A 24,490-nucleotide genomic window follows, 5' to 3' on the forward strand; every position below is an offset into this window, starting at 1 on the left:
TTTTTTCTCAAATTCTGAGTCTTGTTTACCATCTGGTAAAGAACTGGCGTGTTGATATAACTCTATATCTAATGGTAAGCTTTTTCATCCATCATATAAATGAGTTGTTACTACTACTATTCCATTACCTGTTTTACCAACTTCTCCTATGTATTGCCTTCCCACGCCAGCAGTAAAATTACCCGGAGGCGGAGCGTCTCCGGCTCCGCACTTTTTCTCTGCCCGGAATCATCAATTATTAAGCTAAATCTTCGACTAATTCTGGTCTGACTACACTTTTCCATTATTTCTAACCGACGTTCATTGATCTTGGAATCAGACCAAGGTGCTTCGGTTAAAAAGTGATGTATCTGGTGGTAATTTACCCCTATAGCATTCTCAGCAATCTGAAATAGATTTTTTCTCTCACTTTCTCCCAATAATCCCCCTAAATAATGTCTAAACTCTCTTTTTTGAGCTTTATGAGTAAACACATTATCAAACCGTTGACACTATTTTTCAAAGCATGGTGGCATGGCTGCGGGGGTTGTCTCTTTCATTTGGGCTTACTTTGATGTGAAGGCTTTGCTGGTAAAGCATTATACCCTGTTTTTGCTTTGTTTTTTGTTCAAGTCCCGCTAATCGCTTTATAAAATACGCGACTATACAAGCAAAACCTGCATTCGCGGGTTTCAAAGTTTTTATTAGTCCGCGCAGATGGACTTGGTTTGTGTAGATGCAATTTATAATCGCCTGGTTTTCAAATTCTCTAACTAAAACTCAGCATTTTGTGGTGTACGCGGAAAGGGAATCACATCACGAATATTTCCCATACCCGTTATGAATTGCACAAGTCGTTCAAAACCCAACCCAAAACCCGCATGAGGAACAGTACCATAACGACGCAAATCAAGATACCACCACAAATCTTCTGGCTTTAATCCTTGCGCTAACACACGGCGTTCTAAGATTTCTAAACGTTCTTCGCGCTGGGAACCACCGACAATTTCGCCAATTTTCGGTGCGAGAATATCCATTGCGCGGACGGTTTTTTCATCGTCGCTTAAGCGCATATAAAAAGCTTTGATTTGCGCTGGATAATCTGTAACGATCGCAGGCTTTTTAAATAATTGTTCAGCTAGGTAGCGTTCGTGTTCTGATTGTAAGTCTAAACCCCAACTCACAGGATATTCAAATTTCACATCGGCTTTTTCTAAAACTTTGATGGCTTCTGTATAAGTTAAACGTTCAAACTGATTATTAATAATATTTTCGGCTGTTACCAATACAGATTTATCAATGCGTTCATTAAAAAACTCCATATCTTCTGGACAAGTTTCCAACACATATTTAAAAATGTGTTTGAGAAACGCCTCAGCTAAATCCATATCGCCTTCTAGGTCACAAAAAGCCATTTCTGGCTCAACCATCCAAAATTCTGCTAAGTGGCGGGAGGTGTTGGAATTTTCTGCACGAAAGGTAGGGCCAAAGGTGTAGACGTTAGAAAACGCCATCGCCATCACTTCCGCTTCCAACTGACCGCTAACTGTTAAATATGTGGGTTTAGCAAAAAAGTCTTGGCTGTAATCTACTGCTTGATTTTCTGTGCGGGGAATATTCTTTAAATCCAAACTGGTAACACTAAAAAGTTCACCTGCACCTTCGCAATCGCTAGCAGTGATAACCGGGGTGTGTACCCACAAAAAGTCTCTTTCTTGGAAAAATTGGTGAATTGCTGTAGAACAAGCATTTCTGACGCGGAAAACTGCACCAAAAGAATTAGTCCGCGATCGCAAATGTCCAATGGTTCGCAGAAACTCAAAGGAATGGCGTTTCTTTTGCAGGGGATATGTATCGGGATCAGCTTCTCCGTAAACTTTTACTGTCTCGGCTTTCAACTCAATCCGTTGTCCTTTACCAAGAGAAGTCACTAGTACCCCTCTCGCCTCAACAGCAGCACCTGTATTCAATTTTTTTAATATAGCTTCATAATCTGGCAAATCCTGATTAATCACGACTTGCAAATTAGCTAGTGATGAGCCGTCATTGACTTCAATAAAAGCAAACCCTTTGGACTCGCGTTTCGTCCGCACCCAGCCTTGAATTTGGAGAGACTCATCAGGTTGACCACTTCGCAATATTTCTGCAATCCGTCGATTTACCATATTTATCCAGCATAAGACTTTAATATCCAGCCTATGATAACGCCCATTCCACCAAAGCGGACGACTTGCCAGAAAGGTTTTTTGAGGCTACGCCAAGAAAATAACTGGCTTTCTAAGTTTAGTTCTAGCATTTCCAACTGCTGTTGAATTTGCCGTAACTCTGCTTTGATTTCTGGTGTCTGAGATTTATTGTGCTTCAGTTGATCGCGGTGCTGTTGCCATTGTGCCTGTTGTTGGCGATCGCTTTGCACTTGATCATAACGCTCTTTTAAGGATAGGAGCGATCGCTCTACTTCCTCTAATTCTTGTTCAAAATCTGGTTGTGGATTTTCCCCTGATGGCTGTGATTGTTTAGACGGCTTCATGTACAAGTAGTAAACTAAGATTAAATGCGAGTCTGCCAATAGTCAAAATTAAAACTATGAGTTTTGACTCAGCACGGGCTAAACGTCCCGCTATCCATGTACAGCACAGGCTAAACCATAGCTATCCGCTAACAGCACGGGCTAAACGCCCCGCTATCGCTAACAGCACTCATAATTATGTCCCAATCTACACAGCTGCCGAAAACCAGTCAACTGAATGAACTTACTACTCTGGAACTAGCTCAAGCCTTGATGGAAAGACTGAGCATCTCCCCTAACGATTGGCATCGCCTCAAGTCTAACCGCAATTCCCGCGCTAATGAACAAGTGGCAGCAGCTATTGTGTATCTTTTAAAGAATCAGCCACAAGAAGCTCAAGCCAGATTAGAACAAGCAGTTGGTTGGTTAGATCGCTCTATTTCTGCGCCTCCCTGTCCAACTCACGGAAAAACTTAAAAATTAGGAGTCAGGAGTTAAAAGTTTTAAATTTTTAACTCTTGACTCATAACTCTTAAATAAGCTACCGTCGCAGAGATAAACGGGGACGATTTTCCATTTGTTTACAAAGCCTCAATTCTGTGCCTTTGCGGTTCCACTCTACCTGATCAAAAATTTGATGCAGAAGACATAAACCACGACCACTTTCTGATTCATCTGGTGGTAAATAGTCTGTTGGCTCCTCATCACTAGTAGATGAAGGAGTAAAGCCGCTACCCTGGTCTGATATTATCCACCAATATTGATTATCTATTAAGGAAAAACGGACTACAACTGTTTTACTTGGATCAAGATTATTGCCATGTTTAGCTGCGTTTACTAAGGCTTCTTGAAGTCCTAGCCGCAGTTCTGCTTGTAATTTTGCTGGGATTTCTGCCAACAGTAAATCTAATATTGGACAAAGGTAGAGGGTTGAGGCAAAACTAATAGTGCCCCAATAACGTCCAACTGGACGGAGTGAAATAGTAATCACAAGAGAAACCCCATAGCTTTCAGTTAGCTAGACATCAGTTTGCTATTACAGGCACCCTGATAAAACTTGAGGTGGTCATGCTGCCTTCAAACTTGCGTCTTTAAAACTAAATTTTGAAAATGCTAGGGAGCATTAGCTTTATAGTATGAGTTGGGATTGTTTACATATAAAACGGCTGGAATAATTTTGATAATGAATTAAGCAACTTAAAAAGATGCTAGTAATTTGACAGAGTATTGGCATACTCTAATTAATTGCCGATTTGTAATTTACACAATCCAATTCATATTTTTAAGAGGCTATGCAACTTGAATTTATTTAAACAAAATGAATTTCTATTTTTAGCTTAATTCAATTTTAGCATCTTTAGTATGCACTAGACTAAAAATTTCAAATTTCAGTTTTTGTAAAGGAATTACTATCTTTGTACAAATTTGATAGCGCAAGAAAGGCGGCAGCTTCAACATGAGCCGTTTGAGGAAAAAAATCAGCAGGTTGTACCCGTGTAATCATATATTGCCCATCTTGACAAAGTAATTTCAGGTCGCGGGCGAGGGTGGCTACTTTACAGCTGACGTAAACGATCCGAGATGGTTTCAGTTGCCGTAAAGTGTCGATGACAGCCCGATCGCACCCCTTACGTGGCGGATCGAGTATTATTACTTCTGGTATTGTGCCCATTTTTGGCAGCAATTTCTCTACTGCCCCGACTTTGAATGTCACATTATCAATTCCGTTACGCTGGGCATTCAAAATAGCTTGTTCCACTGCTGCTGGTTGCACTTCTAATCCTGTAGCAATACGTACTTTTTTGGCGAGGGGTAAAGTTAAAGTCCCAATACCACAGTAGGCATCAACTAGCAACTCATGCCCTTGAAGATTGAGTTCTGATTGAATTACCTGCAATAGTGCCTCTGCTGTTTCTGTATAAACTTGGAAAAATGTATCTGGGCGCACTTGAAATTCCAATCCAGCAAAATTTTCACGCAGGTGTGGGACTCCAGCGATGCAACGGGTTTCTGATCCAAAGATAGCATTTGTGCGATCAGAGTTGCGATTGAGCGACACTCCCACTAACTGGGGATAGCGCTTTAACCATTCTTGGGCTTGGGTTTCAATTCCTGATAAATTCCAGTTCTTCACCACTAAAGTCAGCAACATTTCTCCAGTATGTCGGCCAATGCGTAAACCGAGATGGCGAATTTGTCCAAGGTGACGCTGTTCGTCATAAATTTGCCAACCCCGTTGTTGAATATCCTGCTTAACTTCGGCAAGTAAGGGATTTAATCGCGTGTCTTGGACTGGGCATTGATTTAAATTAATTAATTGGTGACTACCTTTTTGGTAGTAACCAGCTTGTACCTGTCCTGTTGCCGATGTGCCCAGAGGATATGTAGATTTATTACGGTAGTTTAAAGCAGAAGGGGGGGCAAGTACCGGATCTACCGGTGGTTGGACAAAACCGCCAATGCGTTCCAAAGCTTGGATAACTTGATTTTGCTTGACTGCTAGCTGGTAATCATAATTAATCTGCTGCCACTGGCAACCACCGCACTTATCCGCCACAATACAACTAGGTCGAATCCGGTGGGGAGATGGTGACAATAGCTGCTGGAGCTTCCCGTGGGCAAATTTGGGTTTAACGTGTACTAAGCGGACAATGGCGCGATCGCCTGGTACAGTATTTGGGACAAAGACTACACGCTCATCAGCGCGTCCTACACCATCGCCTGTATCACTCAGGTTAGCGATCGTCACTTCAATTAATTCACCCTGTTGCCAAATCATTTTAGTTATTAGTTTTTAGTATATGGGCATGGGGGAGCCACTGCGGTCTTGAGGTCTCCCCAAGTGGAGCAAGTGGCGTCATGGGGCATTGGTAAGAAGCAGAGGAGCAGGGTGCTGTTCCAAGGGGGAGAATGATATAAACTACCTCTTTCCCCCTGCTCTTTGCTCCCTGTTTCCCTGCTTCCTCACCTCCCTCATCTCCCCAAACAGATAAATTCAATACATAAGTAGCTCCTATCCCTTCACTTGTGTACCTCCGACTCGCTAAACTAACAGATAATATTTCAGGTGATTTCAATAATCATGACTGTAATTAGCCAAGTTATTCTCAAAGCCGACGACGAACTGCGTTATCCCAGCAGTGGCGAACTTAAAAATATCAAAGACTTTTTGCAAACCGGCGTACAACGGACGCGGATTGCGGCTACCTTAGCCGAAAACGAAAAAAAGATAGTTCAGGAAGCAACCAAACAACTTTGGCAGAAGCGTCCTGATTTTATCTCCCCCGGAGGTAATGCTTATGGAGAACGCCAGCGTTCTCTATGTATCCGTGATTTTGGTTGGTACTTACGTCTAATTACTTATGGTGTGCTTGCCGGCGACAAAGAGCCAATTGAAAAAATCGGTTTGATAGGCGTGCGGGAAATGTACAATTCATTGGGCGTTCCCGTGCCTGGAATGGTAGAAGCGATCAATTCTCTCAAAACAGCTTCCCTTAGCTTACTGAGTGCGGAAGACACTGCCCAAGCAGCACCCTACTTTGATTACATCATTCAAGCGATGTCTTAATACAAAGTGTGTGCTAGTTCTAGGAGTATACTTCTGGTCTACTAAAGTGAGTGCAAAACATTAGCACTCGATAGGCATAAGATCCCCAATTTGATCATACCTTCCCCACATTTGGTAGTGGCTCTGGCAAAATCTTTGTCAAGTTACCAACCAGTTGTGGGGAAATTTTATCAAGAAAGAATTCAGGAGTCAGAATAAAGCGATGAATTCTGATCGAAAAAGCGGATACCGCAGCGGTAGCAAGTCCCTTGGAGGATGAATAAATGGGGTTTGAGACCCCCACTAAATCATAGATATGGTAGTCAACTTTCTTAATGGTGGGTCTGAATCTCCCACTGATAGCGACACGAAAAAGTGAGTCCCTTGGCATTTTGATTCTGACCGCAGCTTTCGGAGTTCCCGGCTTTGCTCTTGTATTCAGAATAGGTGAATTCTTGTTCAATAGGTATATTTATGGGGTATTTCTCAAAGGATGAAGGATATACGGACATAAAAAACCGACAGTCTTTGATTAAGGCTGTCGGCAATTAAGTGTGTTCCCTATTAATGACTCGGCTAGAGTTCAGTTGTCATTAATTATGCCTACTTCACAAGCGTAGGGAGACGATCCTAATCATAGATCCGTGTGATTTTCGTCACTTTATTGTTACAGCTAAACTGCATATAGGCGAGTAATCCCTGAGTTACAGTAAATCTATGCAAGTTTGGAGCTAAGAATATATACGCTGGTAGATGCTTTTTCAGATTAAGAGCAAATTACACTTATTAGACACTCAGGGGTTAAAACACGAGATGAGGAAGTGACATTCTCCATACAGGGATATAAGGCGAAATAGTTAACAAACCTATGCCCCATTTACCAAAGTACTGTAGCAGAAAGAGCTATCTGCAAAGATAAATTTCTCAAAGCCAGTGGTAGATAAGCTAATGGAGTTTCCATTGTTATTAAAAGTAATGTTGGCACTTTTAAGGGGATTGCCAGAAATAACACCAGATACGCTCAGTTGAGAGCGATTGAAAGCTTTCAGATCAAGGGTGTCAAAACCGTCCCCACCATCAACCTTCGCAGCACCGAATCCTTTGAAGTAGTCATCATCACTGCCTAGAGCAATCTTGATGCCGCCACCGATAGTAACTTTCTGTTGAACTCCATTTAGGATACTGGTGGCAATAATTTCGTCATTGCCATTGCCAGTATCAATTATTCCTTGTCCATAAATGGCATAGGCAGTACCACCAATTGTTGCTGTAGCCTGTCCGGTAAGCTTGTCAGAACTATGAGCGTGTCTTCTCCATCCCCTGCATTTAGAATGCCACTGTTAGCGATGCCTGTCCCAGTTCCACCAACGCCATCACGAGCTTTGCCCTCCAATATCTCGCCGCCATTGCCGCCAGTACCAGTACCAGCGATCGCATCTTCTCCGTTCTCTGTATTCAGACTGCCACTGTTAGCGATGCCAGTTCCATTCCACCCTGATTCAAGTCGCCGATGCTGGTAGCACCCGTGCCCTTAATGTTGTCCTTTCCTGAAAGCGTATAAATCAAATCTCCAGTTAAAATATCGATACCTATTGCTAGAGATACATTTAACTGTTCTCCGATTAAAGTGTCCAAACCAGGGGTGCCAATGAAATTCGGTGGAACGGTAAGTCTAGCCATGATTCAAATCCTCTCAATTAGGTTAGTAAGTTTACTTTGCTGATCAAAATGAGCAGTCTGGCAAAAAAATTCCCAGAATCCTTTCTCCAAGAGCTATTTAGTAATTCAGTCTGCTGTTGGTGGAGTCACTTCAGCACAATGAAATTCCAACAATTTAATTAGATTCCAGGGCATCAAAACTTGTGATCGCATCCTCTGATTTTTCTGCTTTATAATGGGTCATTTGACAGATTGATAGCCATTTTCATCATCTGGAAATCACTTATGCATGTTACAAGAAAAGAAACTTTTATTACTTTGCAGATAGCAGTACAATTACCAGTATTTTAGGATTTAATACAATCTATCTTTAGACGTATTGCAATATTTATCTTTAGGGACTTCCAATTAAAAAAAGACCCAAATTGTAGGGGTATGGCATCCACAGACTTTCGCTAAAACAGATATTTGATCGGTGTTGTACTCTTACTTATTCGATAAATTATTCTTTGGAAGTCCCCAAGTAGATTTATTTATTCAGCCGATCTGTAGCATCTAGCGATGAACAATCCTATATCTGCATTTAGAGGTCAAGTAAATCGATAGAATAATGCTCTGTACAATTGGTGCATTATTTCCATGACTGCCACATCTCCTGCTCCCTTTTCCCCCCAAGAAATCGCTGCTGAAGGTATAAAACCAGAAGAATACACAGAAATTGTCCGTCGCTTAGGGCGTCATCCCAACAAAGCTGAACTGGGAATGTTTGGCGTAATGTGGTCAGAGCATTGCTGTTACAAAAATTCTCGACCTTTACTCAAACAGTTTCCTACCGAAGGGTCCCGCATCCTTGTAGGACCTGGTGAAAATGCTGGGGTTGTAGATTTGGGTGACGGACTGCAACTAGCCTTTAAGATTGAATCCCACAATCACCCTTCAGCTGTCGAACCCTTTCAGGGAGCGGCAACGGGAGTAGGAGGCATTCTCAGAGATATTTTTACAATGGGTGCGCGTCCGATTGCGATATTGAACTCACTGCGCTTTGGTTCCCTCGAAGATGCTAAAACCCAAAGGTTATTTATTGGTGTAATTGCAGGAATTGCCCATTATGGCAACTGTGTGGGAGTGCCCACCGTTGGTGGCGAAGTTTACTTTGATCCTGCTTATTCTGGTAATCCTCTGGTGAACGTTATGGCGCTGGGGTTGATGGAAACGCTAGAAATTGTCAAATCTGGGGCATCTGGCTTAGGTAACCCTGTGTTGTATGTGGGTTCCACCACAGGACGCGATGGTATGGGAGGCGCAAGTTTTGCCAGTGCAGAATTGAGCGAACAGTCAATGGATGACCGTCCTGCTGTGCAAGTAGGCGACCCCTTTTTGGAAAAGTCGTTAATTGAAGCTTGTCTGGAGGCATTTAAAACAGGTGCAGTTGTCGCCGCCCAGGATATGGGAGCAGCCGGGATCACCTGTTCTACCTCAGAGATGGCGGCAAAAGGCGGTGTGGGAATTGAACTAGATTTAGATAAGATTCCCGCAAGAGAAACAGGGATGGTTCCCTATGAATATTTGCTTTCGGAATCTCAAGAACGGATGCTGTTCGTTGCCCATAAAGGGCGTGAGCAAGAATTAATCGACATTTTCCACCGTTGGGGACTTCATGCTGTTGTTGCCGGTACAGTAATTGCTGAACCCATCGTGCGGATTCTCTTCCAGGGTGAAGTAGCAGCAGAAATTCCCGCTGAAGCTTTGGCAGAAAATACCCCATTATATTACCGGGATTTATTGACAGAACCTCCAGAATATGCCCGTCAAGCTTGGGAATGGACTTCTGATTCCTTACCTCCTTGCACAACTGCTGGAATAGAACTCCAAGGACGCCTGCAAACTTGGAATGATATTCTCTTAACTTTGCTCGATACACCCACGATCGCCTCTAAAAACTGGGTATATCGTCAGTATGATCATCAAGTACAAAATAATACAGTAATACTACCAGGTGGTGCAGATGCAGCTGTGGTGCGCTTACGCCCACTTGAACAAGTCCCTAATCTAAAATCCAAAATCGTTCGACTGAGCGAAGCCGAAGTCCCAAATCTAAAATTAGGGGTGGCAGCAACAGTAGATTGTAATCCTCGTTATGTTTATCTTGATCCTTACGAGGGAGCTAAGGCAGTGGTGGCAGAAGCTGCACGCAATCTTAGCTGTGTGGGTGCAGAACCTCTGGCGGTAACGGATAATCTTAATTTTGGCTCTCCAGAAAAACCGATTGGTTACTGGCAATTGGCAGAAGCTTGTCACGGTTTGGCAGAAGCTTGTCGAGAATTGGCAACACCCGTCACAGGTGGAAATGTCTCTTTGTACAATGAAACCCTCGATTCCCAAGGTATTCCACAACCCATTTATCCTACTCCTGTTGTGGGTATGGTAGGCTTGATTCCCGATATAACCAAAATTTGTGGTCAAGGTTGGCAAGCATCGGGGGATGTGATTTATCTTCTCGGATTGCCTCTGGCATCCAAAATCAGTTTGGGAGCATCTGAGTATTTAGCCACTATCCACAGTACTGTTGCCGGAAAGCCGCCACGGGTAGATTTTAACTTGGAACGCTGCGTCCAGAAAGTTTGTCGTGAAGGAATTCGTAATGGTTGGGTCCGTTCAGCCCATGATTGTGCTGAGGGAGGGGTGGCGATCGCTCTAGCCGAATGTTGTATTGCTGGCAACCTTGGCACTGAAATCAATTTAGAAATAGCACCAACCCAGTCACTACCTCGTGTTGATGAGGTGCTGTTTGCCGAAGGCGGTGCCAGGATTTTAGTTTCTGTAGCATCAGAACAACAAGAAATTTGGGAATCATACTTACAGGAACATCTGGATCAAGAATGGCAAAAACTGGGTATAGTTGGTAATTTTGAGACGGGTTTGGGGGTTTTCACCACTGATAATCAAGCCTTAATCAAAGTTAGGATCGAAGATATGAATGATCGCTATTCCCATGCGATCGCCAAACGTCTCGCCATCCACACTACTACTCACAGTTAAAGATGTTAGGAGTTGAAAGTTAGGAGTTAGGAATAAAAAGCATAACTCTTCATTCCTCACTCCTCACTCTTTTATTAGCATCCCTGAGCATAATTACGGTACTGTTTTAATGGATGGTTAAAGATTTGTTAAGACTTCGCTACCATCTATATAATCCCAGTGACTTGACTACCGATTTTAGATTTTGAATTTTAGATTTTGGATTGGGGGTGTTTCTTCTGGTTCATGTCTTACTCCTAGTGAGCAAAACAAATTTAAAAATAGCCACTCTCAAATCTCAAGCCGCATTCCTACTAGGGTGCGGTCAATCCAAAATTGTAAATCTCAAATCCAAAATTGATTGACCCCCCCACCAGGAGCAAAGCTAGCATGATTTCTATTCATTCTGCCACTTCGGATGAATACCCCAAGCAGACCAACAACCCAATCAATAGTCATGAAAATCAGCCTGACAAGCCAGAAGAAGCTTGTGGTGTTTTTGGCATCTACGCACCAGCAGAAGACGTTGCTAAACTGACCTACTTTGGATTGTATGCCCTCCAGCATCGGGGTCAAGAATCAGCCGGTATTGCCACCTTTGAGGGTACACAAGTACATCTTTACAAAGATATGGGCTTGGTGTCTCAAGTTTTCAATGAATCCATCTTAGAGCAATTGCCTGGTAGCCTTGCTGTTGGTCACACTCGTTATTCCACCACAGGTTCTAGCCGCAAAGTTAATGCCCAACCCGCAGTGCTGGAAACCCGTTTAGGGTCATTAGCCTTAGCACATAATGGCAATTTAGTCAATACAGTGCAATTACGTCAAGAGTTGCTTGAAAAAAAATACAACTTAGTCACAACAACAGACTCAGAAATGATCGCTTTTGCGATCGCAGAAGCGATAAATGCTGGTGCAGATTGGCTAGAAGGTGCAATTCAGGCATTTCATCGTTGCCAAGGAGCCTTTAGTTTAGTTATTGGCACTCCTAATGGCGTTATGGGTGTCCGTGACCCTAATGGCATTCGCCCCCTAGTAATTGGGACTTTAGCAGGTAATCCAGTCCGTTACGTTTTGGCTTCGGAGACTTGTGGTTTAGATATCATTGGAGCCGAATACCTGCGAGACGTAGAACCAGGTGAATTAGTTTGGATTACTGAAGAAGGTTTGGCTTCCTATCATTGGAGTCAACAGCCCCAGCGGAAATTGTGTATCTTTGAAATGATTTACTTTGCCCGCCCTGATAGCGTCATGCACAACGAGAGTTTGTACAGCTATCGGATGCGGTTAGGACATCAACTAGCTAAAGAATCCTTTGTAGATGCCGATATTGTCTTTGGTGTTCCTGATTCTGGTATCCCTGCTGCCATCGGATTTTCCCAAGCTTCTGGTGTAGCTTACGCTGAAGGACTGATTAAAAATCGCTATGTTGGACGAACCTTTATTCAGCCAACACAAACCATGCGCGAGTCAGGTATCCGCATGAAACTCAACCCCCTCAAAGATGTGCTGGCGGGTAAACGAGTGATCATCGTAGACGACTCGATTGTCCGGGGTACTACCAGCCGTAAACTAGTCAAAACCTTACGTGATGCAGGTGCAGTAGAGGTACATATGCGAATCTCCTCCCCACCTGTAACTCATCCCTGCTTCTATGGCATTGATACTGATTCTCAGGATCAGCTGATTGCTGCTACCAAGTCAGTAGCAGAAATTGCCAAGCAACTAGAAGTAGACAGCCTCGCCTATCTCAGTTGGGAGGGAATGCTAGAAGCGACAGGAGAAGACACCAATAGTTTCTGTTCTGCCTGCTTCACCGGAGATTATCCCGTGGCGATTCCTGAGCAAGTGAAGCGTTCTAAGTTGAGTTTAGAAAAGGTAGTAGTGTAAAGGCTTCAACAGACTGAAGTCTGCGGCTAGACAAACCAAGCCCGCCTGCGCGGGCTAAATAAATGCTGTCAATCTCAGGGTTGTTCAATGGTGATGAATTGAATTCACCCATATTGCCTGATTTTACTTGTGCGATCGCATTCTTATTTACATAACACAAATTGGCAAAATTGCCGTAATTTCTTATTATTGGCAAAACTACTTTTAATTGCGCGATGTCTACGAGAGGCTACTCGGCGATCGCACAATTATTTACTTAAACAAATTAGCAAGCGATGTCTGACGACAAGCCAAAGAAGCGTTTACGCTAATCCATAAATTTAACTGTGCTGCAAAAACTCAACCTTGGGCAATAACGGGTTAGTTACAATACCCACACCGCTAAAACCCCAGCGTTTGAGCAAGTTTCCCAACTGTGTACGCGCAATAGATTCTACAGCAAAGCGATTTGCTACTTCTGCCGCATGGGTGTTGAGATAGCTAAGGGCATCAAAGTTTTCCTTAAACAGCAATAAATAACCTGATGTTTCGGTGTCAGGACGAGCTATGAGATAATTACCGTCAGTTTTTGAGCGCACCAAGTAATAGACTTCGGACAGCATGGAGATGAGATGGAAAGAAATGGGGAATGACTAATTGAGATTTTCTAAGCGAATGCGAGGATCGGCGGCTTTTAACATTAAATCGGCGATTAAATTACCAGCAATCAGCAACACTGCGCCCATTACCAAGCTTGCCATTAACAAATATAAATCTTGAGCTTGTAAAGCCTGTAGAGACAATCTCCCTAAACCGGGCCAGTTGAAAAAATATTCCGCAATGAAGGCACCGCTTAATAAATTAGCTAATTCAAAACCCAATAAGGTAATCAAAGGATTTATCGCATTGCGGAGTGCATGAACGTAGATAACGCGGTTTTCTGGCAGTCCTTTGGCACGAGCCGTTTGGATATAATCTTGACGCAGAACATCTAATAATTCGCCGCGAGTGATGCGTTGTAAACCAGCAAAACTAGTAATTGAGAGGGCGATCGTGGGTAAAATCATGTGCCAGCCGACATCTAAGATTCTGCCAAACCACGTCAGTTCTGAGTGATTAATGCTAGTCATACTACCCACTGGGAATAAAGGCGAGGTGAGTTGGGCTAAAACCAGCAGCGCTAAGACAGTGATGAAACTGGGAAAGCCTTGTCCGGCGTAGCTAATCACCTGTAAAATTCGGTCTGATAGCTTATTTTGATTAACAGCAGCAAAAATCCCTAAAGGAATAGCGATCGCCCATGTGACAATTAAAGATGCGATCGCTAATAGCAAAGTCGCTGGTACCCGTTCCCACAACAGCGATGCCACTGAACGTTGATAAATAAAACTCGTGCCAAAATCCCCTTTTGTCAAGATTCGCCATAGCCATAGCCAAAATTGCTCTGGCCAAGACTTATCCAGACCAAACTGCCGCTTTATTTCCTCAATTCTCTCTGGAGATATCTTCGGGTTTTGCCGCAGCGTATCTACATAATCCCCTGGAGCGAGTTGAATAATGAAAAACGACAACGCTGACGCCAAAAACAAAGTCAGTAGTGCTTGCAATACCCGTTTTGCCACATAAATAAAAGTTTCGCTTGTGACTAGCCTGATTAGCCAATCCCGACCTGTCTCCAAGGAAATTCTCGTAGATGTCATTTGTCCTTTGTCCTTTATCTAATGACCAATGACTAATATTCAATCAGAGAGATAATCGGTACGTCCGGCAAATATTTACGCCCTTCTAAATCCCGTAGCTCGATAATAAACCCAAACCCTACTAGTTCGCAGCCAATTTTCTGCACTAATTTTGCTGTTGCACTCGCAGTACCACCCGTAGCAATCAAATCGTCCACAATTAAAACTCGGTTACCTTGGTGTAAAGCGTCTTGATGCACTTCCAAGCAGTCTGTACCATACTCTAGTTGATATTCAATTGAGTGAACCGCTGCTGGTAACTTCCCTCTTTTGCGGACAGGAATAAAACCAGCTCCTAATTTATAAGCCAAAGGTGAGCCAAAAATGAATCCCCTCGACTCCATACCAATGACATAATCCGTCTTGATCCCAGCTTCATTGCATTTTTGTGTTAAAAAGTCAATAGTATAGCGCAGTCCCTCTGGATCGCGCAGCAGCGTAGTAATATCCCGAAATAAAATTCCGGGCTTGGGGAAATCTGGGATGTCACGAACGAGAGACTTCAAATCCATAAAATAGGGATTGGGGAATGGGACATGGGGGATGGAGAGTAGAGGAGTGAGGGATCTGGCGTTGCAGGGAAAGAAAGAACTATTGATTCTTGACAAATGCCCAATGACGCCACTTGCTTCTCCTGTTCAAAGACGCAACTCTTAGAGAGGCTTTGCCAACGCAAACAACCGCAAGAACTCCGGCAACGCAATGGCTCCCCAATCTTCAATTTCAGATACCTGAAAAATCGTACACTATAATGTCATACGCTGGGGGTCGAGGCTGAAGCTTCACCCTTGATTGACGATAATTAGAATCTAAACCAAGCTAGAAAAGGTATTGCACTAATAAATGAGGTGAATTAATTTATGTTTTAAAACTTTGATTTCAATATAGGGAAAACTTTGAGTAGAAAGAGTTAAGTAATGTATATATCAGGTAGTCATACTACTACAAGTCTAATGTTCAAGTCTTGGCTACCAATTTTAAATTTGTTTTACTTAGTCTGTTAGAACCGCACAAGGTATTTATAGAATGAATGTCTCAGCAAGTTTAACGCCGTTCAACAGTTCAACCCAAGAATCACTGCCGATGATTCTGGACACTTTACCAGATCCTGCGATCGCTTCCAAGACGTGTCCTCGGAGAACGCGGTTGCAAATTGACCTAATTTTATTGGCAATTGAAGCTTTAGAGCTTGGTGGTTCTGAAGCAATCCTAACTTTTGCTCAAGAGTTGGATCTTAAAGGAATTGTTAAAGACAGGGTGAATTTATGGCGGATGCGTAGCTCTAACCCGCTACGAAGAGCGCATATGCGCCGTCCTTTAACTATCATGGAAGCAAAAGCTCTGGTGGTCATTGCTTGCTACATAGCGCGACGTTTAACTGTTGTCATCCGCCAGTTATTAATGATATGTCAACAAATGGAGGAAAAGCAGATTCCATTAGAACAGAATTTGCGTCTATCTAATTACTTAGAACGGTTTAGAGCGCATTTTAAAAGCCGGATGAATGCTCGACGTTCCGGTGTACTGGCATTAAGTTCTGATGAAAAATTAGATCAGCTAGCAATAAATTTGTTAGGACAATTACTATTTTGTACTGGTACAGCTGGAATGCAGCGGTTCTGGATTAGTCTTTTTGACGGTGAAGTAGAATGAATATTCAACGTAAGTACAGTCTACCTAATTGTACACTCCTTTTAGAAGGGTTAAGTGATCTCAGTAGGGTTGCACACTTCCAGGAAATGCGCCCGGAATTATCAATATTGGTAAATGCAGAATGCTATTTATCTGGTTATAATCAACCCCTAACGGGAGGGCGGGAATTTTTTGAAAGTTTGGTGAGGGCTGTTAGTGGCTATGCCCAAGAATTTTTAAGTAGTGTACCCAATCCGCAAGCACATAACCAGGAATCGGAGCTAGTTGAGTTTCAAAAAGTTGACAGCAACCGACACAGGTTAATTATATATTCAGAAGGTGCTCCAGAGGGGTTCGAGCACTCTAACAATTCCAAACGTCCGCCGATTGAAATAGATTTGAATACAGTGCAGTTGTTTGATTTAGTCGAAGCAGTGGATCAGTTTTTTGCTGATAGCCAAACTTTACCTGAGCTTTCCTTAGAACTACAACCAGTTACCAGACGTTATGGCGGTGCTAGTCAAGCTTTAATCAGACAGGCTGTTCCTGCTGCTGTGGGTGTGTCAAGTTTAGCAGTAGCAGCGATCGCCTTTAACTTGATTCCACCTCCCCAAATGCGTCCACCGCAGCCTAAACCAGATGAGCAAAGTAGCTCTAGAATAAACAATATCACTCCTCCAGCATCAGCTGCTGTAACTCCCATAGCTGCTGCAACGCCCACATCAAAGCCTACAGCTAATGCAAAGCCGGCAGTTAAAGATTTAGAAGCACTTTTAAATACAGTTCCAGAAATTACTGATCCATCCCAACTGCGTGCATTGAATCGTCAAGTGTACAACCAAATTCATCCAGCTTGGACTAATCGCTCAGGATTGCAACAGGATTTGATCTATCGTCTAGGTGTAGCCGCAGATGGAGCGATCGTCGGTTATAAAGCAGTGAACAAAGAGGCGAATCTAGGAGTAGGTCAAACTCCTCTGCCTAACGTACTTTACAATCCAGCTAACCGCGCTCCTATTTCCAATGAACCAATCGCCCAATTTCGAGTAGTATTTAATACACAAGGTGTGCTAGAAGTTAGCCCTTGGCGAGGATATGCGAGGACGCCAGAGGTAGTGGGTGCAAAAATTACTGACTCTAATATAGTCAAAGGTTTAAACCAAAAGCTTTATAGTACAGTTCGCCAAACCTGGAGTGGTACCCCCACCTTTACGCGAGATTTGAAATACCGGGTAGCAGTCAACAACGATGGTGTAATTGCTGACTATGAACCACTTAACCAAGTCGCCTTTGATTATTTTCGAGAAACACCCCTTCCGAAGATGTTCAACGCTATTTACGGTTCCAATGTAGCAGCTCCCAACAATAAAGAACCTCTCGCTCACTTCCAAGTGATATTCAAGCCTAGCGGCAAACTTGAAGTTATGCCTTGGCAGGGATATCAGTAATTGGGCACTTGTACTGAGTTAGCTCAGTACAAGTGCCCAATGCCCTATACCCGTTTACCGAGTAATTCTTTGCATATAATTTCCCCACAACTGAGCTGCTTGAGCACTGCTACCAGATGTAGGGGAATTATTGTCGTTTCCCAGCCAAACACCAGTTACTAGCCGCCGACTGGGGATAAAACCTATGAACCATAAGTCAACGTTTTTATCAGTCGTGCCTGTTTTCCCAGCTTCTCCCAGTCCAATGGCAGCACTACGACCAGTACCTCTTGTGATGACGCCGCGCATCAAACTAGTCATTTCATCGGCTACACCATTTGGCAGTACTCGTTTGTTGGCATCTGTATTTTGGTCGAAGGAGTAGATGACACGACAGGTTTTGATATCATTGCGATCACGGCAATCACCACTATCTAAAATTCGATTAATCGCATGGGGAGGATTTGACACGCCACGATTGCCAATAGCGCCAAAAGCACCAGTCATTTCCAAAACATTGACGACACTTTGACCTAATACCAATCCAGGAACCGGATCAAGGGTTGACTTTATTCCCAAACGCTGCGCCATTGCCACCACTTTATCCAGCCCGATTTCTCTGGCAACTCGTAGGGCGATGGGATTTTCTGAAAGAGCCAGCCCCGTGGCAATATCTAAACTAGTGTCAGCACCAGCACGACAGGGTTTGTAAGTAAAGCCTTGCCAAGTTAAAGGAGCGCAAGAATAACTCTTGGATGCTGGAATCCCCTGTTGAATAGCGGCCGTATAAGTAAAGATTTTAAAGGTAGAACCTGGTTGTCTTTTGGCTTGAACAGCGCGATTGAACTGACTTTTTTTGTAATCAGTCCCCCCCACCATTGCCAAAATGCTGCCAGTACTGGAGTCAAGGGTGACCAGCGCCCCTTGAGAAAAATTAAAACTTCTACCACCATTGTTGACTGAATTTCGCAACGCTGATTCTGCTTTGCTCTGAATCGCTGGATCAAGCTGGGTTTCAATGATATAATTCCCTTCTTTTGCAGCTCCCTCCCCCAAGATTGATTCAAGTTCAGAGAAGACGTAACTGTAAAAATAAGGAGCGATCGTTTTAGCTTGCTGCTCACAAACTTTAGGACTAACTTGGACAGTGGAGCGTCTGGCTCGGTTCGCATCTTCAGGTTTAATTTTGCCCATCTCCAGTAACCGCTTAATTACGCGATTCCGGTATTCAGCTGCTTCTAGCTTATTTGGCCCATCCCCACAAAAATCGAAAGCGTTAGGAGCTGGTAAAATTCCTACCAATGTTGCTGCTTCTGCCAAAGTTAATTGTTTAGCCGACTTCTCAAAGTAATACCGGGATGCATCTTCAAAGCCAGAGGTATCTCCCCCCAAAAAAACCCGATTTAAGTACATCAGCAAAATTTCATCTTTGCTGTAAAAGGTTTCTAACTTCAGGGCGACAACTGCCTCCCGCAATTTGCGTCCAAGGGTATCCTGTCTGCCTACATACTCGCGGAACAAACTGCGGGCAACTTGCTGGGTAACAGTGCTGGCTCCTTGTTGCACATCTCCGCTACGGCTATTGATCAACACTGCTCGTAAAATCCCCAGAGGGTCAACACCAAAGTGCCAGTAATAACGACTATCCTCTGAAGCCACCACCGCAGCAGGCAAATAACGGCCAAATTCCTCTAATCGCTTTATATCTACGTGAGAGATAGTTCGAGGCTCTCTTAGCGGGGTGGCTCCATCACGAGCGTAAACAACTACTGGGGCGCGTGTAGCTGTAGGTAAAGGTTTAACTGAAAATTTTAGCCATTCAACGCCAATCACTAACGCTAACAGGGCACTGACACCACCGACACCATAAGCTGTCCAACTTGCAGCTTTGACATACCAGGCTGGTGGATCGACGTATTGCAGCCGCACAGAAGCGGCAAGTTCTGGGGGACCCAGCGTGAAAATATCGCCGTGACGCAGTTCCAGAGAATTGACACGACGCTTACCACGATAAATGCCATTGGTGGAGTTTTCGTCTTTGATAATGAAAACTGGTGTGCGCTGAGTAGAATTCCGCGATAGCGATAGGTGAATTTGGCTGACAACAGGGTTACGGATGACGATATCGCTGGATTTAGAGCTACGACCTAAAATATAGCGATCGCCCAACAGTGGATATACCTCTGCCTTATCCGCCCCCGCATCCTGCACCCAAAGTTCCGGTACCTTGGCATTAGGCTTGAGCGCCAATTTGGAAAAATCGACCCTAGCTTGAATCGTATGTACTGCTTGAGTCAGTTGACCTAGTAACGTTTGTGGCTTGTGAGGGGGTTGGGGTGAACTCATCGGCTATTCACATCACACTTTTTAGTGAAGAATCGGGCGAATTACAATTTAGATGTTAGTCTTTCATCATTTTACTCATAAGCCAAAGCATAAATTAGCTATACGTAACTTTTTGCTCTATTTTATACTTAATTTTACTTTATATTTATAAGTAATTTGTTATTTTTATCACTTATTTCCAGAGGCATAAATTTTTTATCTATTCTCAAAGACTTGTTTTATCTACTATTACTAGTTCAATAACTACAAACATATTTTTTTATTTTGTATTTTTAAACACTAGTTATTAAAAAATAACAGATTTAATTTTTACCGATTTTACATATCCACATATTCTGAAACAAACCTAAATATCTTCATTTAGGAAGATTTTCTAAATCTTATTGTCTGTTTTAATAGGCCGAGTGTTCCGTTGAGGTTAATTTTAGAATGATGGGAAAATCTCTGAGCCTGATTGGTACAGCTCTATCTTTGGCTCTCACCACTAATATTGCCGTAGCCGAATCTAGTAAATCCCCCATAGCCCAATCCAGTAGCGACTCTACTAGTGCACCAACGGAAATCAAGATGTCGCCAGAAGGGATGAAAATTCTGTGTGAGTATTTTCCGCTCAACTCCCGCTGTCCTGGCGGCACAGCAGTCGTCCCTGGTAGCGCTCCTAGTAGCACTACAGCTCCAGCAGAAACCACGCCCAGTAGCACCACTACTACTCCAGATAGTACAACTGCACCAGGAACCAGACCAGGAACCAAAACACCACCTGGATCTAGCACTCCCGAAACCACTCCAGGATCAGGAACCGTTACCCCATCTGAACCTGGTAACATAACTCCAGGATCAGGAACCGTTACCCCATCTGAACCTGGCGCTCCTGGCAGCCCTACCGAACCAGGAACCGTTACCCCAGCTCAACCTGGCGCTCCTAGCAACTTAACTCCAGCACCAGGAAGCGTTACCCCACCTGAACCTAGTACTCCTGGCAGCAGTACCGTACCAGGAAACCCAACTTCACCTGAGTCTGGCACTACTGACATAAATCCCGAACCAGGAAGCTCAACAACTCCACCTGAGTCTGGTACTCCTGGCAGCACTACCGAACCAGGAAACTCTCCCAGTACTCCAAGTTCGCCAAAAACTCCTACCACAGGCAATTAAATTAAAATCTGGGGCATAATCTGAATACTAGTTTGTCATTAGCGATCGCCGCTGCATCTTGACCTCTTGCACCAGTTATGGGAACTGGTGTAAGATGACAAATCATAATTGCTGGAACCTATAGATAAAGTCTTGGCATATAGGACTGAGCAAGGATTTTTGTAATCAATAGCCTGGGATTAATCATCCCAGGCTTAATAGTTTAATGAGGCCTGCCAGTTGAAGTCGGTGTTTTTTGCAAGGAAGCAATTAACAGGCAAACAATACCAATACTAATAAATGAATCTGCCACATTAAATACTGCAAAGTTAATCAGGCGAAAATCAAGAAAATCAACGACATAGCCTAAAACAAAGCGATCAATACCGTTGCCCATAGCTCCACCTAAAATCAAGCCATAGCCCAACTGATCCCACAAATTTAACATCGGACTAAATAAGGCTAAGGCTATCAATACTAAACTCACTCCTAAAGATAGCCAGCGCAACCACTCTACTTTCCCACTTAACAGACTAAAAGCGGCACCAGTGTTAGTGACATAGGTGAAGTGAAATATCCCAGGTAAAAGTGGTAGTGTCTGCCCCAAGCTAAAGGTTTGCACCACCCAGTATTTTGTTATTTGGTCTAAGAAAAAAGCTATGAAGGCAGCGATCCAGAAAAGGCGATTTTTTAAACGCATGAAACTAGGGGCTAGGGACTAGGATTAGGGACTAGGGACTAAGCAGTAGGGTATAGGGATTAGAAGAATTTTAAATTTCTAGCCCCTCCATAACTAATAAAACATTAAGTGACGCAATACATATGCTATTACGGTAACGGCACAGACTACACTTAATTGCCCTGGTAGTGCAAACCAGGAGTATCTGAGGATTGCTTGCATTAATGGTAGATTTTCTGTACCTTTCCACTGAAAAATATAGCTAATAATTAAATAAGTAATACCCCATAGGTGGAGAGTTAATAAGCCACAGATGCAACTAAAGGCGAGAGTTTCTAGTCGAGGTCTAGCTTTAAAGGCGAAGAAACCACAAATCCAAGCTCCAGGAATAAAGCCTAGTAGATAACCAAACTGAGATAGCTTAACATAACCAAGACCACCACCATCGGCAAATACAGGTAATAAAGTTAACCCCATCACTAAATAGGCAATTTGCGAGAGGGCACCGGCATTTTTGCCCCCTAAACAACCCACCAACAGTACTGCGCCAATTTGAAAAGTGACACCTAAAGAAAAAGTCTGAATTCCGTGCTTACTCCAATTCCAAGGTAAGGTGATGCCATAAGCTTCTAGGAAGGTACCACCCATTGTCAGGAGTAAGCCAATCATCGACCATAGTAATTGATTGGAAGCAGCAAACATTTATTAGGCAACCGGGGAAAGGCAAAAGAGAAAACCAACAGCAACTAATATGTTCATTAGCATTGAAATGAAATTTGTGCTGACACCTCTAAGAGGATGCTTCAAAAGTATCATTGCTAACATCAAAACTTCAGAAACCTAACCCCGCGAGCAAGCCTTCCCTACAAGGGAATGGGGATTTAAAAGCTTCTCTCCACTTCTGTTAGAGGAATGGAAGTGAGGTTTTTGGTATACTCTACGACTTTTCAAACATCCTCTAAGAATTAGCATATTTTTTTTGTCTTTTTGGTATGTAACTTTTCAGTTCTGCGAATTATGTTAGGTGTCTATAGCTGTAATTTTATTGACTGAAGCGTAGTCTGATTATGGTATTTGACCTAATAGGTGTTCAAATTAGCAAAATTTAGGATTTAAACTAAGTTTTTAGATTCAGCGCCAAATTATGCTACAAAGTGTTAAAGATAATTCCTTAATTCACTATTTTTTAGCGATCGCCCCGCCTACTCTCCATAAAAATAGGCAATTTATTATTTTTTCTGCTTTCTCTAAACAATAATTTCACTGGCTAAACTTGGATTGTTTAGTTATGACTTTAAGTCTGTTTAGGCTGATAAGCAGAAACAAATTTCATAAATTCCCAAATTTATTAAGTTTGCAATAATACCACATTTACATATTTTTTTATGACTTGACCAATAAATTTACACTATTAATAGGGTTTTGTAAATATCTGTAACAAAATTACTGTGGTACTCTTTGTAAGGGGTGACTAAAGGAGCAGTATTAATTTTATCAAGCAAAAGTAGAAACGAGTGTTTGTTCTTCATCAAAAAAAAACAAGCATTTTTTTGCTTTATTAACCTAACCTTTACCTTAACCATTATTCTTTAGGGGTATCCTTAGAAGCGCTCACCTGCAAAGTTACTCAAAATTGATAGCGATGCCCTCACGTCTTAGTGTAATGAAAATTCATCGCCTCACAGGTTCAATTTCAGTGTTAGCACTGACAATCAGCCTAGCTGCATGTGGCGGACAGCAAAACTCAGATAATACAGCCACCAAGGATACTCCTTCTGGTACTGCTACAGATACTACTGCCTCCAGTACAACCAAATTAGATTTGGGTGGAAATATAAAATTAAGCGGGGCTGGTGCGTCTTTCCCAGCACCACTGTATGATACATGGTTTACGGATCTAAATAAAAAATATCCAAATCTGCAAGTTGACTATGCCTCAGTTGGTAGCGGTGCTGGAGTTGAGCAATTTATCAAAGGGACTGTAGACTTTGGTGCCAGCGATGTTGCCATGAAGGATGAAGAAATCCAGAAGGTGCCAGCAGATAGAGGCGTTATTTTACTACCTGTAACTGCTGGTAGTATCGTGCTAGCTTACAACTTGCCAGATGTTGCAGAACTAAAGCTACCACGAGCCGTTTACGCCGATATTCTACTAGGCAAAATCAAGTCTTGGGATGATCCCCAAATTGCCAAAGCTAACCCAGGTGCAAAGCTTCCTAAACTGTCAATCACAGTTGTTTATCGTTCAGATGGTAGCGGAACAACAGGTGTGTTTACAAAACACCTCAGCGCTATTAGCCCGGAGTGGAAGACTAAAGTTGGTGAAGGCAAAACTGTCAACTGGCCTACGGGAGTTGGTGCTAAGGGGAATGAGGGTGTTACCGCCCAAATTCAACAAACGCAAGGTTCTATTGGTTATGTCGAGTACGGCTATGCCAAACAAAATAGTCTCAAGTTTGCTGCTTTGGAAAACAAAGGCGGTAAGTTTATTGTAGCTAGTGAGGAGTCAGCCTCTAAAACTCTGGCATCAGCAACTTTACCGCCTGATCTCCGCGTCTTCATTTCCGATCCAGAAGGCGCTGATTCCTATCCCATTGTTACTTACACCTGGATTTTGGCTTACAAGAAATATCCCAATGCCGCAAAAGCTAAGGCAGTTGAAGCTGCGATCGAATACGCCTTAACCGATGGTCAAAAGCATGCTACTACATTAGGATATGTTCCTCTACCTCAAAACGTAATCACAAAGGTGGCTGCTGCTGCCGATCAAATTAGTCCAGAGTATAAAATTGCTGTTGGTAGTGGTGCTAGCGCTAGCAAGTAGCCATAGTCAAGACATGAGGTATTCCTAGACAATAATTTGTCGGCTGCTTACTAGAGTATAAGCATTCGTAACTTGAAACTCTGTGTTACCAGTGTCTCAGTTTCAAAAGACGATGAAGCAACAATTTG

20 protein-coding genes and 1 pseudogene are annotated in these 24,490 nt (G+C 43.0%); 8 read left to right on the plus strand and 13 right to left on the minus strand.

Going from position 1 to position 24,490, the window contains the following annotated elements; all coding sequences use genetic code 11:
- The 3 genes and pseudogenes from V7K40_RS24760 to V7K40_RS24770 all read right to left on the minus strand — a co-directional run.
- Positions 1–539 (minus strand): annotated as a pseudogene (locus tag V7K40_RS24760) (transposase); the annotation flags it as partial.
- Between the two features lie 213 nt (positions 540–752).
- Positions 753–2,144 (minus strand): asparagine--tRNA ligase, encoded by a 1,392-nt coding sequence (asnS, locus tag V7K40_RS24765; RefSeq protein WP_334964430.1) that lies wholly within the window; start codon positions 2,142–2,144, stop codon positions 753–755.
- 2 nt (positions 2,145–2,146) lie between these two features.
- Positions 2,147–2,509, minus strand: a complete 363-nt coding sequence (locus V7K40_RS24770) for a hypothetical protein (protein ID WP_334964432.1) — start codon at positions 2,507–2,509, stop codon at positions 2,147–2,149.
- A 177-nt stretch (positions 2,510–2,686) separates the two neighbouring features.
- On the opposite strand from V7K40_RS24770, the gene V7K40_RS24775 reads away from it, so the two are divergent.
- Positions 2,687–2,965, plus strand: coding sequence for a DUF6439 family protein (locus tag V7K40_RS24775; protein WP_334964434.1), 279 nt, complete (start codon positions 2,687–2,689; stop codon positions 2,963–2,965).
- Between the two features lie 64 nt (positions 2,966–3,029).
- Here the strand turns inward: V7K40_RS24775 and V7K40_RS24780 are convergent, their stop codons facing one another.
- Positions 3,030–3,479 (minus strand): anti-sigma regulatory factor, encoded by a 450-nt coding sequence (locus tag V7K40_RS24780; RefSeq protein ID WP_298911492.1) that lies wholly within the window; start codon positions 3,477–3,479, stop codon positions 3,030–3,032.
- Positions 3,480–3,869: 390 nt separating this feature from the next.
- A complete protein-coding gene (gene rlmD, locus V7K40_RS24785) occupies positions 3,870–5,276 on the minus strand; it encodes a 23S rRNA (uracil(1939)-C(5))-methyltransferase RlmD (protein ID WP_334964623.1) in 1,407 nt (468 codons plus the stop codon).
- Between the two features lie 294 nt (positions 5,277–5,570).
- Here rlmD and apcD point away from each other — a divergent pair, with 294 nt between their 5' ends.
- Entirely contained in the window at positions 5,571–6,056 is a 486-nt protein-coding gene (apcD, locus tag V7K40_RS24790; RefSeq protein ID WP_273767312.1) for an allophycocyanin subunit alpha-B, read from the plus strand.
- A gap of 1,201 nt (positions 6,057–7,257) precedes the next feature.
- On the opposite strand, the gene V7K40_RS24795 is transcribed toward apcD, so the two are convergent.
- On the minus strand, positions 7,258–7,428 hold the full coding sequence (locus tag V7K40_RS24795) for a hypothetical protein (RefSeq protein WP_334964436.1): 171 nt from the start codon (positions 7,426–7,428) through the stop codon (positions 7,258–7,260).
- Between the two features lie 62 nt (positions 7,429–7,490).
- A complete protein-coding gene (locus V7K40_RS24800) occupies positions 7,491–7,715 on the minus strand; it encodes a hypothetical protein (protein WP_334964438.1) in 225 nt (74 codons plus the stop codon).
- Positions 7,716–8,333: 618 nt separating this feature from the next.
- Between V7K40_RS24800 and purL the strand changes: the two genes are divergently transcribed.
- Together purL and purF are read left to right on the plus strand one after the other, a co-directional pair.
- Positions 8,334–10,733, plus strand: coding sequence for a phosphoribosylformylglycinamidine synthase subunit PurL (purL, locus tag V7K40_RS24805; RefSeq protein WP_334964440.1), 2,400 nt, complete (start codon positions 8,334–8,336; stop codon positions 10,731–10,733).
- 369 nt (positions 10,734–11,102) lie between these two features.
- Positions 11,103–12,602, plus strand: coding sequence for an amidophosphoribosyltransferase (purF, locus tag V7K40_RS24810; protein WP_334964442.1), 1,500 nt, complete (start codon positions 11,103–11,105; stop codon positions 12,600–12,602).
- Positions 12,603–12,922: 320 nt separating this feature from the next.
- On the opposite strand, the gene V7K40_RS24815 is transcribed toward purF, so the two are convergent.
- Genes V7K40_RS24815 through V7K40_RS24825 form a run of 3 tightly spaced genes read right to left on the minus strand, consistent with a single transcriptional unit; the run spans position 12,923 to position 14,832 of the window.
- Complete coding sequence (locus V7K40_RS24815) at positions 12,923–13,204, minus strand: hypothetical protein (protein ID WP_334964444.1); 282 nt, start codon at positions 13,202–13,204, stop codon at positions 12,923–12,925.
- A 30-nt stretch (positions 13,205–13,234) separates the two neighbouring features.
- Positions 13,235–14,281 (minus strand): ABC transporter permease, encoded by a 1,047-nt coding sequence (locus V7K40_RS24820; RefSeq protein ID WP_273767324.1) that lies wholly within the window; start codon positions 14,279–14,281, stop codon positions 13,235–13,237.
- A 32-nt stretch (positions 14,282–14,313) separates the two neighbouring features.
- The gene (locus V7K40_RS24825) at positions 14,314–14,832 is read right to left on the minus strand and encodes an adenine phosphoribosyltransferase (protein WP_334964446.1); all 519 of its coding nucleotides are present in this window, start codon (positions 14,830–14,832) and stop codon (positions 14,314–14,316) included.
- Between the two features lie 514 nt (positions 14,833–15,346).
- Between V7K40_RS24825 and V7K40_RS24830 the strand changes: the two genes are divergently transcribed.
- Entirely contained in the window at positions 15,347–15,973 is a 627-nt protein-coding gene (locus V7K40_RS24830) for a DUF3038 domain-containing protein (protein WP_334964448.1), read from the plus strand.
- Positions 15,970–17,400 carry a DUF4335 domain-containing protein gene (locus tag V7K40_RS24835; RefSeq protein ID WP_334964450.1) on the plus strand — a complete coding sequence of 477 codons (1,431 nt, stop codon included), beginning with the start codon at positions 15,970–15,972 and terminating at the stop codon, positions 17,398–17,400. The genes V7K40_RS24830 and V7K40_RS24835 overlap by 4 nt, the downstream gene beginning before the upstream one ends.
- A 54-nt stretch (positions 17,401–17,454) precedes the next feature.
- On the opposite strand, the gene V7K40_RS24840 is transcribed toward V7K40_RS24835, so the two are convergent.
- A complete protein-coding gene (locus tag V7K40_RS24840) occupies positions 17,455–19,725 on the minus strand; it encodes a transglycosylase domain-containing protein (protein ID WP_334964452.1) in 2,271 nt (756 codons plus the stop codon).
- Positions 19,726–20,154: 429 nt separating this feature from the next.
- Here V7K40_RS24840 and V7K40_RS24845 point away from each other — a divergent pair, with 429 nt between their 5' ends.
- Entirely contained in the window at positions 20,155–20,880 is a 726-nt protein-coding gene (locus V7K40_RS24845; RefSeq protein WP_334964454.1) for a hypothetical protein, read from the plus strand.
- 202 nt (positions 20,881–21,082) lie between these two features.
- Here V7K40_RS24845 and lspA read toward each other — a convergent pair whose 3' ends face one another.
- Positions 21,083–21,559 carry a signal peptidase II gene (gene lspA, locus V7K40_RS24850; RefSeq protein ID WP_273767335.1) on the minus strand — a complete coding sequence of 159 codons (477 nt, stop codon included), beginning with the start codon at positions 21,557–21,559 and terminating at the stop codon, positions 21,083–21,085.
- Between the two features lie 93 nt (positions 21,560–21,652).
- The gene (locus V7K40_RS24855; RefSeq protein ID WP_273767337.1) at positions 21,653–22,240 is read right to left on the minus strand and encodes a biotin transporter BioY; all 588 of its coding nucleotides are present in this window, start codon (positions 22,238–22,240) and stop codon (positions 21,653–21,655) included.
- Positions 22,241–23,180: 940 nt separating this feature from the next.
- Between V7K40_RS24855 and pstS the strand changes: the two genes are divergently transcribed.
- The gene (gene pstS, locus V7K40_RS24860) at positions 23,181–24,362 is read left to right on the plus strand and encodes a phosphate ABC transporter substrate-binding protein PstS (protein ID WP_334964456.1); all 1,182 of its coding nucleotides are present in this window, start codon (positions 23,181–23,183) and stop codon (positions 24,360–24,362) included.
- Positions 24,363–24,490: the final 128 nt, after the last annotated feature.

Origin of the sequence: Nostoc sp. (assembly GCF_036917195.1) — a bacterium.
Taxonomy (GTDB): Bacteria; Cyanobacteriota; Cyanobacteriia; order Cyanobacteriales; family Nostocaceae; genus Nostoc.

What these genes read in the sequence shown, in the direction of transcription:
- asnS (WP_334964430.1), bottom strand. Translation starts at nt 2,144, where the DNA reads ATGGTAAATCGACGGATTGCAGAAATATTGCGAAGTGGTCAACCTGAT.
- V7K40_RS24770 (WP_334964432.1), bottom strand. Translation starts at nt 2,509, where the DNA reads ATGAAGCCGTCTAAACAATCACAGCCATCAGGGGAAAATCCACAACCA.
- V7K40_RS24775 (WP_334964434.1), top strand. Translation starts at nt 2,687, where the DNA reads ATGTCCCAATCTACACAGCTGCCGAAAACCAGTCAACTGAATGAACTT.
- apcD (WP_273767312.1), top strand. Translation starts at nt 5,571, where the DNA reads ATGACTGTAATTAGCCAAGTTATTCTCAAAGCCGACGACGAACTGCGT.
- V7K40_RS24800 (WP_334964438.1), bottom strand. Translation starts at nt 7,715, where the DNA reads ATGGCTAGACTTACCGTTCCACCGAATTTCATTGGCACCCCTGGTTTG.
- purL (WP_334964440.1), top strand. Translation starts at nt 8,334, where the DNA reads ATGACTGCCACATCTCCTGCTCCCTTTTCCCCCCAAGAAATCGCTGCT.
- purF (WP_334964442.1), top strand. Translation starts at nt 11,103, where the DNA reads ATGATTTCTATTCATTCTGCCACTTCGGATGAATACCCCAAGCAGACC.
- V7K40_RS24815 (WP_334964444.1), bottom strand. Translation starts at nt 13,204, where the DNA reads ATGCTGTCCGAAGTCTATTACTTGGTGCGCTCAAAAACTGACGGTAAT.
- V7K40_RS24820 (WP_273767324.1), bottom strand. Translation starts at nt 14,281, where the DNA reads ATGACATCTACGAGAATTTCCTTGGAGACAGGTCGGGATTGGCTAATC.
- V7K40_RS24825 (WP_334964446.1), bottom strand. Translation starts at nt 14,832, where the DNA reads ATGGATTTGAAGTCTCTCGTTCGTGACATCCCAGATTTCCCCAAGCCC.
- V7K40_RS24830 (WP_334964448.1), top strand. Translation starts at nt 15,347, where the DNA reads ATGAATGTCTCAGCAAGTTTAACGCCGTTCAACAGTTCAACCCAAGAA.
- V7K40_RS24835 (WP_334964450.1), top strand. Translation starts at nt 15,970, where the DNA reads ATGAATATTCAACGTAAGTACAGTCTACCTAATTGTACACTCCTTTTA.
- V7K40_RS24840 (WP_334964452.1), bottom strand. Translation starts at nt 19,725, where the DNA reads ATGAGTTCACCCCAACCCCCTCACAAGCCACAAACGTTACTAGGTCAA.
- V7K40_RS24845 (WP_334964454.1), top strand. Translation starts at nt 20,155, where the DNA reads ATGATGGGAAAATCTCTGAGCCTGATTGGTACAGCTCTATCTTTGGCT.
- lspA (WP_273767335.1), bottom strand. Translation starts at nt 21,559, where the DNA reads ATGCGTTTAAAAAATCGCCTTTTCTGGATCGCTGCCTTCATAGCTTTT.
- V7K40_RS24855 (WP_273767337.1), bottom strand. Translation starts at nt 22,240, where the DNA reads ATGTTTGCTGCTTCCAATCAATTACTATGGTCGATGATTGGCTTACTC.
- pstS (WP_334964456.1), top strand. Translation starts at nt 23,181, where the DNA reads ATGCCCTCACGTCTTAGTGTAATGAAAATTCATCGCCTCACAGGTTCA.